The 12,974-nt window shown below is 43.7% G+C and carries 11 protein-coding genes; 10 read left to right on the plus strand and 1 reads right to left on the minus strand.

Annotated features, from left to right (window positions below; all coding sequences use genetic code 11):
* Positions 1 to 17 precede the first annotated feature (17 nt).
* A complete protein-coding gene (locus tag NRIC_RS01600; RefSeq protein WP_146620946.1) occupies positions 18 to 2,384 on the minus strand; it encodes a phosphoketolase family protein in 2,367 nt (788 codons plus the stop codon).
* A 357-nt stretch (positions 2,385 to 2,741) separates the two neighbouring features.
* Between NRIC_RS01600 and NRIC_RS01605 the strand changes: the two genes are divergently transcribed.
* From NRIC_RS01605 to NRIC_RS01650, 10 genes are all read left to right on the plus strand, one after another.
* Positions 2,742 to 4,811 (plus strand): BglG family transcription antiterminator, encoded by a 2,070-nt coding sequence (locus NRIC_RS01605; RefSeq protein ID WP_146620947.1) that lies wholly within the window; start codon positions 2,742 to 2,744, stop codon positions 4,809 to 4,811.
* Positions 4,812 to 4,815: 4 nt separating this feature from the next.
* On the plus strand, positions 4,816 to 5,292 hold the full coding sequence (locus tag NRIC_RS01610; protein ID WP_146620948.1) for a PTS sugar transporter subunit IIA: 477 nt from the start codon (positions 4,816 to 4,818) through the stop codon (positions 5,290 to 5,292).
* Between the two features lie 19 nt (positions 5,293 to 5,311).
* Positions 5,312 to 5,602: a PTS sugar transporter subunit IIB gene (locus NRIC_RS01615; RefSeq protein WP_146620975.1), complete on the plus strand. Its 291-nt coding sequence runs from the start codon at positions 5,312 to 5,314 to the stop codon at positions 5,600 to 5,602.
* Between the two features lie 30 nt (positions 5,603 to 5,632).
* Positions 5,633 to 6,901 carry a PTS galactitol transporter subunit IIC gene (locus NRIC_RS01620; RefSeq protein ID WP_146620949.1) on the plus strand — a complete coding sequence of 423 codons (1,269 nt, stop codon included), beginning with the start codon at positions 5,633 to 5,635 and terminating at the stop codon, positions 6,899 to 6,901.
* A gap of 18 nt (positions 6,902 to 6,919) precedes the next feature.
* On the plus strand, positions 6,920 to 7,978 hold the full coding sequence (locus NRIC_RS01625; protein ID WP_146620950.1) for a zinc-binding dehydrogenase: 1,059 nt from the start codon (positions 6,920 to 6,922) through the stop codon (positions 7,976 to 7,978).
* Between the two features lie 125 nt (positions 7,979 to 8,103).
* Positions 8,104 to 10,194, plus strand: coding sequence for a BglG family transcription antiterminator (locus tag NRIC_RS01630; RefSeq protein ID WP_146620951.1), 2,091 nt, complete (start codon positions 8,104 to 8,106; stop codon positions 10,192 to 10,194).
* Between the two features lie 204 nt (positions 10,195 to 10,398).
* Positions 10,399 to 10,857 carry a PTS sugar transporter subunit IIA gene (locus NRIC_RS01635; RefSeq protein WP_146620952.1) on the plus strand — a complete coding sequence of 153 codons (459 nt, stop codon included), beginning with the start codon at positions 10,399 to 10,401 and terminating at the stop codon, positions 10,855 to 10,857.
* 28 nt (positions 10,858 to 10,885) lie between these two features.
* Complete coding sequence (locus NRIC_RS01640) at positions 10,886 to 11,191, plus strand: PTS sugar transporter subunit IIB (protein ID WP_146620953.1); 306 nt, start codon at positions 10,886 to 10,888, stop codon at positions 11,189 to 11,191.
* A 37-nt stretch (positions 11,192 to 11,228) separates the two neighbouring features.
* Positions 11,229 to 11,537 carry a PTS sugar transporter subunit IIB gene (locus NRIC_RS01645; RefSeq protein WP_146620954.1) on the plus strand — a complete coding sequence of 103 codons (309 nt, stop codon included), beginning with the start codon at positions 11,229 to 11,231 and terminating at the stop codon, positions 11,535 to 11,537.
* Between the two features lie 15 nt (positions 11,538 to 11,552).
* Positions 11,553 to 12,974, plus strand: coding sequence for a PTS galactitol transporter subunit IIC (locus NRIC_RS01650; protein ID WP_146620955.1), 1,422 nt, complete (start codon positions 11,553 to 11,555; stop codon positions 12,972 to 12,974).

Genomic DNA, 12,974 nt, shown 5'->3' on the forward strand with positions numbered 1-12,974 from the left:
CTCCTTTAAAATTTCGATTACTTTTTCAATTCTTTCCAAGTCCAATCCGTTACATCGACTAAATCTTTTCCTTCTGTACGGATGAAGTCATGATGACGCTGCAAAATTTCGTCCATCTTTTCAGCAAATTCGCCAGCTTTTTCACCATATACTGCATTGGCTGCATCTTGCGCAAGGTGAAAGCGATCCATCTCACTGAAGACACGCATATCAAATGGTGTAGTAATGTCCCCGTTTTCGCGATAGCCGTGAATGCGGATATTGTGATTGTGACGGTCGAAGAAGAAATCACGAATCATGTTTTCATAGCCGTGGAACGCAAACACGATGGGTTTATCTTTCGTAAACAATTCATCGAATGCCTCATCGCTCAATCCGCGCGGATCATGGTCAGGATGGCGTAATTTCAAAAGATCAACGACATTGATAAAGCGAATTTTCAACTCAGGATAATGGTCATTTAAAATGCTGACCGCAGCCAGTGTTTCTAAGTTTGGCTCCGTCCCGGCAGCAACCATGACGATATCTGGTTCACTGTCGCCGTCTGTACTTGCCCAGTCAATGATCTTCATTCCTTTAGCTACCAGTTCCTCCGCTTCTTGCGCAGAATAGAATTGGGGACGCGGATGCTTACTAGACACGATCAGATTGATGACTTGTTCCTCCTGCAATGCTTTGTCCATGACCGCCATCAAGGAATTCGCATCAGCTGGCAGGTATTCACGAATGAATTCCGCTTTTTTCTCAGACAAATGGGACAAGACACCAGGATCCTGGTGAGTATACCCATTGTGGTCTTGCTGGAAAACGGTGGAGGTTGAGATCAAATTCAACGATGGGTAATGCTTGCGCCAAGGTTGATCGCTGGCTTTACGCATCCACTTAAAATGTTGAGTCAGCATCGAATCCACGACTCGCAGGAACGATTCATAGCTGGCAAAGAAACCATGCCGACCAGTCAAGACATACCCCTCTAAAAAGCCCTCTGCTTGATGTTCGGAAAGCTGTCCATCGATCACACGACCCACAGAGGCTTGCCATTCATCGGAGTCTTTCTTTGGCTCTAACCATTGGCGGTCAGTGACCTCGAAGACTTTATTCAAACGATTGGATTTCGTTTCATCAGGACCAAAAATTCGGAAATTTTCTGGATTGTTCTTAATAACTTCCCGAGCATGACCGCCAAAAACGATCATATCTTGCGCGGTTACAGCACCCGGTTGAGCTGTATCGACGGCCAGTTTGCGCCAGTCAGGCATATTCAATGGCTTAGGATCGATTCCTCCATTGGTGATCGGGTTGCTGGACATCCGTTGATCACCTTTAGGAGAAATTTCGCGAATCGCTTCTATTAAAGTGCCATTTTCGTCAAACAGTTCTTCTGGTCGATAGGATTTCAACCATTCCACCAATTTGTCTGCATGCTCCATGTGTTCGCCATCGACAGGGATCGGTACTTGGTGAGCTCGGAAGGTTCCTTCGATTTTTTCATCATCCCAAGTTTGAGGGCCTGTCCAACCCTTAGGAGTTCGGAAAATAATCACTGGCCAGTGAGGCATCACAGCATCTACTGCTTTGCCTTTGCGTGCTTCCGTTTGGATGGCTTTGATCTCTTCGATCACCTTGTCTAAGGTTTCTGCCATGATCGGATGTACCTTCTCTGGATCAGTTCCTTCTACAAAGTAAGGCTTCCAACCCATTCCTTCAAAATACTGTGTCAATTCTTCGTTGCTTTTACGCGAAAGAATCGTTGGATTTGAGATTTTTCCACCATTTAAATAGAGAATCGGCAAAACCGCCCCGTCATTGACCGGGTTGATGAAGACATTTGAAAACCAACTGCCAGCTAAAGGACCGGTTTCTGCTTCGCCGTCTCCTACAACAGTAGCTGCGATTACATCTGGATTGTCTAAAATGGCTCCTGTTGCATGAGAGATCGAATAGCCTAATTCGCCGCCTTCATGAATCGATCCCGGTGTTTCCGGTGCCGCGTGAGAGGCAATGCCACCAGGGAACGAAAATATTTTAAACAATCGTTTTAGTCCAGCTTCATCTTGCGTGACTTCTGGATAGATTTCAGAATAGCTTCCGTCAAGGTAAGCGTTCGAGACCATTACTTGGCCGCCGTGACCAGGGCCTTCGATGTAAAACATATTCAAATCATATTTGTTAATCGCCCGGTTCAAGTGGGCATAGATAAAGTTTTGCCCAGCAATGGTCCCCCAGTGGCCGATCGGATGGACTTTTACGTCTTCTTTTTGGATAGGTCGTTTCAGCAAAGGATTGTCTTTTAAATAAATTTGAGCGACAGAAATGTAATTCGCCGCACGCCACCATGCATCGAGACGATTGAGGTATTCCGTTGAGTCTACGTTGACTGTCATAAAAAAAAACTCCTTTTTAGTATTTTTTACTATAATATAGTTCACTATAACGTCATCTTAGAAAAATGTAAAATAATCAGTCTCTTGCTGCATCATGGGATTGTTAAATAATGAGATTCAATCAGCAGAAAAACCAAAATCCAGAGTATCAAGTTGCATAAAGTGATGGCAAAAAAGTATATTAGAAAGGAGATTCACTTAGGATTTATCTGGTTTTCAAGAGCTAATAAAATTTTTTTGTGAATATACTCAAAAAGTGAGTCTCATGTTGCATAAAAAACACTGAATATTTTGGGAACAACGGTGGTAGTAATGTAAGCGATTTTATACTAAATTTAATGTGTGAGAGGGATGCCTATGAACTTAGAAAAACGTACCAACCAAATTTTTGTCGAACTAATGAATAATCCGCAAATCGCCAGCAAAGCACTGTGTGAAAAATTTGATCTTTCACGCGGGCAGTTGAATTACGCGTTGAAAAAAATCAATGATTCGCTGCAAGACGAAAAACTAGGGCGGATCAAACGAACGAAAAATGGTCGCTTTATCGTACCGAATGACACACTCTCATTTTTTAGAGGTAGTGAAGAACCATTGGGAGAACCGCAGGAAAATTATGTGTTTTCGGGCAAAGAACGGATTTATTTAATTGAACTGATGTTGTTGAGTAAGGAAGAATATGTGTCGCTGAATCATTTTATTGATGAGCTGCAGGTCAGCCGTAATACAATTTTACGGGATTTGAAGGAGACCAACCTTGAGATTAAACGACATGATCTGGTCTTAAAGTACACTCGGCAAAGAGGTTATTTTATTGATGGAGATGAATGGAACAAACGACAGCTGCTTTCCGATGTATTGAGTCATCTAGCAGAGATGTACAATGGCCTCAATGTAATCATCCAGTTCGCCAATTTGGAGCAGCAGATGATCGAGACCTTTCGCAAGCGAGTGGAGTTGATCGAACAGGACTTGGAGGTTCAATTCACCGATGAACGCCTAAAAATCCTGCCGTTATTGATTATTTTATTGATTCGACGGGCACAAAAAGGAAGGCTGATTTCCTACAGCTTCAAAATAAACTACCGCGAGTTGGCGGATACGAAAGAATACTTGGCAGCTGATCGTGTGGTTTGGGACGTTGATGGAATCAGTGAGAATGAGCGGGTTTATCTAACACTGCTGCTTTTGACCACCAACCTTTCACGCGGAGATATTTTATCTGCGAAAGAGATTAACAAAATGAAGGAGGCATTGGAGGGTGTCATCGCCAATTTCGAAAAAATTGCCGGGGTCAATTTAGAAGAGAAAGCCAAATTGCTGGATCGGCTGCTGGTTCACATGCGGCCGGCTTATTATCGCATCAAGTACCATTTGAACCTGCAAACGAAATACTATCAGGAAAATAAAGACGCCAACTTGTTTTCATTGGCCTATTTGGTCAAGGAGGCTAGCGGTCCTCTAGAAACCTTCTTTGGACAGGAGATTCCTGAGGCGGAACTGTTTTTCATCTCTTTGTTTATCGGTAGTCATATCGTAGAAAGTACCGAGATCATCCATCCAGAAAATCGTAAAAAAGGTATTATTGTTTGTCCAAACGGTATTTCTATCGCCGTTTTGCTAGAGAATACTCTGCGCAATCTGCTGCCGGAGATCGATTTTGTTGCGTTAATGTCCACACGAGAATTCTATCAAAAGGATTACGAGGTGGATTTCATTTTCTCGGCAGTCCCATTAAAGACGGAAAAGAAGATTTTTGTAGTAAACAGCTTTTTAACGGAGCAAGAGAAGAAACAACTGCGTGAACGCGTATTACGTTCCACTGCGGCTATTCAGCCAGGAGTTGTTACACCGGAAAAAGTCATAACGGTGGTAAAAAAATACGCGACAGTAGAAGACGAAGACCAACTGTACAGTGAACTGGTCAATCTGTTCACACCAAAGGAATCAAAGATTTTAAAGAGAAAACGACCGAGGCTGATCGACATGCTCAAAGGTGAAACGATTCAGCTCTTTGAAGAGCCGACTGAATGGCTGACCGTTTTAGAGGAGCTGGCCCAGCCGCTGCAAAGGCAAAACGTGATCAATGAACATTATGTCGAAGCCTTGAAAAAGGAGATGCCAACGCTACCAGCCTACACGGTGCTGCGCAACCGCATTGTCCTCCCACATACCGTACCCGAAGCTGGAGCCATCGGCGTGGGAATTAGTTTAGGGATCTTGAAGCACGCACTGATTGCCGACGATGGCAGCCGAATCAAAACGGTAGTGTTGCTGGGATCAAACGACAAGGATGAACACATCGATTTGATATTTGAATTGATGAGTTTGGCTGGAGCGGAGCAGCTGGACCAACTGGAACGAGCAAAAAATAAGGAAGAAGTACGAGAAGCTTTATTGAGCTTCAACGAAGACTATTGGAGGTAATTAGATGACGGCAGATGCGAAGCTAAGCGGGTATCTTAAGGAGCCGCTGATTTTTGTACAGGAGGTGTTTGGCTCACGAGATGAGCTGCTGGAACAGGTGTATCACCGAGCCTTTGATCTTGGCTGGGTGAGAGAGGATTTTCTGGAACGAATCAAAGAACGGGAGGAAAACTTCCCAACAGGCATACAGTTAAAGAATTTAGGCGCAGCGATTCCTCACACGGATTCTGAATGCGTGCTGCAGGAATTTGTGGCCGTGGTCACGAATGACGGTCCGGTAGTATTCAACAGCATGGAAGACAAACAGGTGCAGGTGAAAACGGACATCGTCTTCGTATTAGGATTAAATCAACCCCATGCTCAGTTAGAAATGCTGCAGTCCTTAATGGGTCTGCTGCAAAATGAGACTCTCTTGTCAGAAATGTTGTTGGCGTCAAATTCAATTGCTTTGTTGGAAGTCATTAAAAAAAATAATTTATAAGAATAGGGGAAAAACAATGATCAGAAAAATTAAAGTATTAGTCGCGTGCGGAGCAGGAATTGCAACATCAACCGTCGTCATGAAGAAGGTCGAAGAATTATTTGCCAAACACAATATTCCGGCAGACATCATCCAAATCAAGATTGCGGAAGCAGCTGCCAAGCAGGATGAAGCAGATATGCTGATCTCTACAACGATGCTGCCAACAGAATACTCGATTCCAGCAATCAAAGCGATGGCATTTTTGACAGGGATCAATACAGAAAAGGTTGAAAACGAGATCGTGGAAGCCGCGAAATCGGTTCAATAATGAGTTGTAAAAAAAGGAGGAATGGATGGAATGGATAGTTTGTTTAACATTGTCCAAAGTATTTTGAACATGGGAGCCAGTGTAATGCTGCCGATTATTATTTTTATTGTCGGTATGGTCTTCCGTGTTCCCGTCAAAAAAGCAATTATTTCAGGAATCACAGTCGGTATCGGGATGATCGGGATTAATCTGGTTATCAACCTACTGACCACAAGTGTAGGGCCAGCAGCACAAGCAATGGTCGAACGGTTTGGGCTAAACCTGACGATCATTGATGCGGGCTGGCCAGCAGTCGCAGCGGGTACGTGGGCACAACCGATTGCTGCCGTGATGATCCCAGTTGTGTTGATTGTTAATCTTATCATGTTGGCATTGAATAAGACGAAAACACTAAACATCGACATCTGGAATTACTGGCACATCAGTTCAGTTGCTGCAACTGGTTTTATTGTAACAAAAAGTTTTATCTTTGGCATTATTTGCGGGATCGCTTATACCATTTTTGTGCAGATTATGTCTGATGTGACTGCACCAAAAGTACAAGAATACTATGGACTGGAAGGTGTCGCTCTTTCAACGGGATCTGCGCAAGGCTATGCTTTACTGGCAATGCCTGTCGGCTGGCTAATCGACAAGATTCCAGGAATCAATAAATTAGATGTAAAACCGGAAACAATTCAAAAACGGTTTGGGATCTTCGGTGAACCGATGATCATGGGCATTATCATCGGGATCTTCTTAGGCTTGCTTGGCGGCTATGATATTTCTGGTATTTTGCAAATTGGGATGACCATGGGCGGTGTGATGTTCTTGATGCCGCGGATGGTGAAAATCTTAATGGAAGGATTGATCCCGATTCAAGAAAGTGCCCAAAAATTATTGCAGGGACGTTATGGCGACCGCGAGATCTATCTAGGAATGGATGCTGCGTTGGCGACTGGTTCTCCAGCAGCTTTAGCAACGGGTCTTTTGATGGTACCGATCACTTTGTTCTTAGCCGTTATTTTACCAGGAAACAGAGTACTGCCGTTTGGTGACTTAGCAACGATCCCATTCTTTGCGGCTTTAGTTGTTCCTAGTCGAAAGGGAAACATTTTGCACTCAGTGCTGTCGTTAACAGTTGTGATGGCAGTCGCTTTATTAATGGCAACCGACTATGCACCTGTATTGACCGAAATGGCTCAAGGAATCGTTGAATTCCCGAAAGGTGCTGCTGAGATCACTAACTTAGACACTGGCGGCAACTTCTCTAAATGGGTATTCTACAAGCTGTCACAGTTAGTTGCATCGTTATTATAAATCGTGGAGGCTTTTTAAATGAGTAAAACAATGAACGGTGTTTCGAAACAAGCACCGGGGTATGACCAAATGGCGTTTATCGACTTGGCTGTTCCAGAAGCGACCGGTGACAAGGTATTGATCAAAGTCGCTTATACCGGAATTTGCGGGTCGGATATTCATACCTTCAAAGGTGAATACAAAAATCCAACGACTCCGGTTGTTTTAGGACACGAATTTTCTGGTCAGGTCGTCGCAGTTGGCGACAAGGTAGCCAAGGTAAGCGTAGGAGATCGTGTAACTAGCGAGACTACCTTTACGGTTTGCAACGAATGCGACTACTGCAAAGAAAAGCAATACAACTTGTGCCCCCATCGCAAAGGGATCGGTACTCAGCAAAATGGCAGCATGGCAAATTATGTTTTAGCTAGAGAAGAGAGCATTCATCTGCTGCCGGATGGCTTGAGCTATGAAGGCGCCGCTATGAGTGAACCACTGGCGTGCTGCGTACATGCCATGTATCAAAAGAGCCGCTTGGAATTACAGGATAAAATCATTATTATGGGACCGGGGCCGATCGGCTTGTTCTTACTGCAAATCGCTAAAGATATCGGTGCTTTTGTTATCATGACCGGCATCACCAAAGATGCACACCGCCTAGAGCTGGCGAAAAAGATGGGTGCTGACGTGATTGTCGATACCATGCAAGAAGATTTAGCCAAAGTAGTTGAAGCAGCGACAGATGGTTATGGTGTTGATAAAGTGTATGATGCTTCCGGTGCTTTGCCGGCAGTCAATGCCAGCCTGCCGTTGATGCGCAAACAAGGGGTGTTCGTTCAAGTCGGTTTGTTTAGAGACAAAATGAACGAGTTGGATTTAGAAACGATTATCCAACGCGAGATCGAGTACGTAGGCAGCCGTTCACAAAATCCTTACGACTGGCCGATCGCCATTCATTTGCTGGCTAAAGGAGCCATCAACATTGATGAAATGATCACCAAAAAATACCCGCTGGAAGAGTGGCGCACTGCCTTCGATAAAGTCATGGAAGGCAACGAGATCAAGGTGATGATCGAATCGAATCCGGGTGAATTTTAAGAACTATGCGAACCTCAGACTTTAGCTGTCTGAGGTTCTTTTTTTTTCGGGATTCAATGATACCGTTTACTAAAAGCGAATTTAAGGGTAGACTAGGTGGAAAATGACAAGGCAGGTGAATAGGGGTGGAATTAGATAATCGCAACGTTCAGCTTTTGCAAATGATTTCTTCCAGTGTGCAGATCACCTCCAAGGAATTGATGGAAAAGCATGGCCTGACGAGAAACCAGTTGGATTACTCCATCAAAAAAATCAATGATTTCTTGAAGGACAATAATTACGAGCCGATGATCCGTTCCAGAAAAGGCTATTTTGTGGTGGACGCCAAAGTGGTAGATGATTTTTCGGGAGTGTCCAACAGCGAGAGCCGCTTAAAGGCGACGAAAAGCAGTTTTTTGGATGAAGAGTATCGGCTGCTGGTGATCTTGCTGCTGATTTTTTCTTCGGATTATTTATCGTTGTATCATTTTTCAGACACACTGGAGGTCAGCAAAAATACGATCGTCTCAGATATTAAAAAACTGAAGGAATACTTAGACAAGTACCTAATCACCATCGAGTATTCCCGTAAAAAAGGCTATTACTTTAAAGGCAATGAGGAGACTATTCGTGGTGTGATTCTTTCTATCACAGACAAGGTGATGGAGTCGATCTACAATACAGTAATCTTTCATAAATATCTGCAGATCTCAGAGCAGGAGATCGAAGAAAAGCGCAAGCTGATCCGAATGATTGAAGCCGAGCTGCAGGTTCACTACACAGATAATCGAATCCAGACAGCTCCGTATTTTTTGATTCTATTGACCAAACGGATTCAAAATGGACATTTGCTGGATCAAGCGTTTGGTACGATGGCCAAAGAAGTGATGGACACGAAGGAATATGCGGCGATCGTCAAGGTGTTGGCTGGACGGTACGAGCTGCCGAAAAGCTACAGTGAACATCTGTATCTCTGTTTATTTATTTTGTCTTTGAAGATCACGGATTTAAGCAATACCTTTTCGTTGAATACAGATGCATTGCGCAGCCATATCTCTTCATTTATCGAGCTGCTGGAGAAGAATATTGTGATCCAGCTGAGTGACAAGGCACAGCTGATCGAGAATTTGGCTCTGCATTTAGCACCCGCATATTATCGGATCAAGTATGGGTTGACTTCAGAATATGCCATCACGGATTTTGTAAAAAATCAGCTGGATCCTTTGTTTTTTATGGTGAAATCCTCTATTGCGCCTTTAGAAGATTTTTTTGAAGAACGCATTCCTAGTGACGAGATTTATTTGATCACGATGTTTGTGGGCGCTTATATGCAGAAGGAAAAACCGATCAATGAGAGCAAAACAACGGTTAATGCCGTCGTGGTTTGTCCGAATGGCATCATCAGCTCTAAATTGCTGGAGAACACTTTAGACAATTGGTTCCCAATGATCCATTTTATTCCAGCTTTTTCGATTCGGGAATTTTATGAACAGGAGCAGCTGTTGGATGTTCAATTGGTCTTTTCTACCACTCCGCTGACGACAGAGCTGCCTGTGATCGTTGTCGGAAATGATCTGTCGGCCATGAACAAAAATTTGATCGTCAACGAGGTCATTCAATTGATCTATAAGATCGACAGCTACAAGCTGCAGCCGGATCACACGTTAGCAATCGTCAAAAAATACATTGAGCTGCCCCCGGAAATCGAGGAGCGCATCCGTAAAGAATTATTGATTTCCTACAATTCGATTTTCCAGATCCAGGATCAGGAAGTCTTGAACAATGAAGTCAAGCTGCACCTTTGTGATGTGATTACACCGGAAAGCATCATTTTGCTAAAGGGAGAAGAAGACTGGAACAGTGTGCTGCAAAAAACGACACAGAACCTGATTGAGCGCGACATTGTTGAGCCTCGCTATCTGACGAGCTTGCAAGAACAATTCCCCACAGTGAAGCCGAATATTTTGCTGGGAAACACGATTGTTATTCCGCATACGATTCCGGAAAACGGGACTAAACGTTTAGGGATGTGTTTTGCTAAAATCGATCAGGGATTTGCCAGCGGAACGGAACGATTTTACTACGTTGTGGCGATTTCGGCAGTTGATAAGAAACAGCATATCCAGCCGATGATGGAGCTTTTGAAGATCGCTAGTGATGAAACGATGCTGCAAAAGCTCGCTGCGGCTATCAGCAAAGAAGAAATCTTAGCCATTATTTCAGCAGTTAAAAAATAGGAGAATGCTCTTCTGGATTATTTTTCAGGAGAGCATTTGTTTTTTATACCAACAAAACTTTGTGAAATCAACGTTTTCAGCAATTCATACAAGTATTGCTGAATTTGTTGAGTAAAAAGTGATTCCAAAACCAATTCAAAAGAAAGCGGTTCCGTGCTATCTTTTCTTTAGCAAGGAAAAATAAAAGCAAAAGGAGGAGATCGTGTGCTAAGAAAAGAACTCTTATTTCACAAACTTGCGGTAGAAGATTACGAGTCATTGGTTCGTTTTCTCGGAGGGAGAATGGAAGCATTCGGGTATGTAAAAGCGAGTTATGTTCCCGCAGTTGTTGAAAGAGAAAAGGGCTTCCCTACTGGATTAAGCATGGGTGATTACGGAATCGCAATCCCACATACCGATCGTGAACACGTGTATGAATCGGCGCTGGCGATCGCGACCTTGAAACGTCCGATTTATGTCCATTCAATGATTGATCCCACCAAAAAAGTGGAAGTCTCGCTCGTCATTTTGATGGCAGTGGAGAATCCGGACGGCCAAGTCAAAATGCTTAGCAAATTGATGGGACTGTTCCAAGACGTAGAAACCCTGAAGCAGCTGGAGCAAGCCAATTCGTCGGAAGAGATGTATCAAATCTTGTCACAATTAGAATTAGAGGTCGTTTGACCCCTTACAATTTAGGAGGAAAAGCACAATGAAACAGTATAATGTATTGTCTGTTTGCGGATCAGGAACAGTTACTTCATCGATGGTAGCAGAAAAATTAAGAGAAGCGTTAGAGGAAAAGGGCTATCGGATCACCACCACAGAGGCACGGCCAACAGAGGCTCTACAGCTGGCACAAGGCGGCAGCTTTGATTTTATTACCTACACCAGCCCGCTGCCAGAAGGCGATTACGGCGTACCGGTAGTCAATGCGATCGGCTTTTTGACCGGTTTTGGCGATGAAGAATTTTTAGAAGAGATCGACGGTGTTTTAGCAGAGTTGGATAAACGATAAGCAACATCCCTTCACTTATGAAAAAGGAGGAAACAACATGAAGCACTACAAAGTCTTGTCTGTCTGCGGATCAGGCACGGTCACCTCGTCAATGGTGGCGGAAAAATTGCGGGAATCGTCGGAGGAAATGGGATTTTTTATCACCACAATGGAAGCACGGCCAACCGAAGCGCTGCAATTGGCACAAGGTGGAATGTTTGATTTTATTACCTACACGAGTCCGCTGCCAGAAGGAGACTATGGAGTGCCTACGGTCAATGCAATGGGGTTTTTAACTGGTTTTGTCGATGAGTTTCTGGAGGAAGTTGCAGAGGTCTTAGCAGAACTAGAAAAAAATAAACAATAGAAAAGGAGAAATGAGATGTTAGAAACGTTAAAAAGTGTGTTTGATACCTTTGGCTCGGCGGTTTTTGTCCCTGTAATGATTTTTGTAGTCGCAAAAGTATTGAAGGTAAAAACACAAAAAGCTTTCTTGTCTGGGTTGTATGCAGGGGTTGGTTTGATGGGGTTCACTTTGATTTTGAATTCGTACACACCAATTATTTCAGCAGTTGTCCAGCAAATGGTTGATCAGACAGGAATCAATTTACCCGCTTTTGATGTGGGGTGGCAGGCAACAGCACTTGTTGCTTATTCAACAGAAGCTGGAATGATTTACTTAGTGATCGCTCTGGTTCTGCAAACGGTCTTATTCTTAGTGAAATGGACGAACGTGTTCCAACCGTCAGATCTTTGGAACAACTATTCTTACATGGTATGGGGGTCGATGGTGTTTCTGGCGACGCGCAATATGGTTTTGGCGATCGTGCTAATGTGTCTTTTGAACATGTACAGCTTATTGCTGTCAGAAATGTTGGCACGTCGCTGGTCCAATTATTATCACTATCCAAATTGTACGATCATTGCGATGCACAACATTGAGCCAGGAATTTTTGCCCTGATCATGGACCCGCTTTGGAACATGCTGGGACTGCACAAGGTACGGATGAATCCACAAGGGCTGCAGAAAAAACTAGGCTTTTTGGGAGAACCGATTTCATTGGGCTTGTTTTTAGGCTTGTTCTTAGGTGTTTTAGGTAACTTCAGTCAACTTGGCAACTTAGAATCTTGGGGGCAAATTACTCAAGTCGGGATCGCAACCAGTGCAGTGATGGCTATTTTCCCTAAAGTGGCGGGAATTTTTGCGCAAGCCTTCAACCCGATTTCACAAGCAGCCAGCAAGAATGTGCGCGGGAACAATAAAGAGCGTGAATGGTACTTGGGAGTAAATGATGCGACAGGTTACGGTGAGCCGGCTACGTTGATTTCTGGAATTATCTTGATCCCAATCATGGTGGCATTGGCGATGATCCTACCGGGAAATCAAACTTTGCCAGTTGTCGATTTGTTAGCAATCCCTTACATGGTTCAAGCATTGGTTTGCTTATCTAACGGAAATATCGCGAAGACTTTGTTGAATGGGACGATTTGGTTCAGTTTAGGCCTTTATATGTGTACCTACACTGCGCCAATGTTTACTGAAATCGCTCAAACAGTGGGTGTGACCTTGCCAGCAGGAGCGTTAATGGTTACCAGTTTTAATATCTTAGGAAAACCAATTTTTGGTTTGATTTTCTTGGCCTTTTTGAGTCAAAATCCGATCTTCATCGGCTTGACGATCGTTGCTTATTTTGTGGTCTACTTCTTGTTCCGCAAAAACAAAGAAGCGTTCTACAGCTATATTGAACGTGCAGCGGCGAAAAACAGCGGCGAAGAACCTGCTGGGGAAACCAAAGTAGCATAG

It is taken from the genome of Enterococcus florum (assembly GCF_004309355.1).
Classification (GTDB): Bacteria; Bacillota; Bacilli; order Lactobacillales; family Enterococcaceae; genus Enterococcus_A; species Enterococcus_A florum.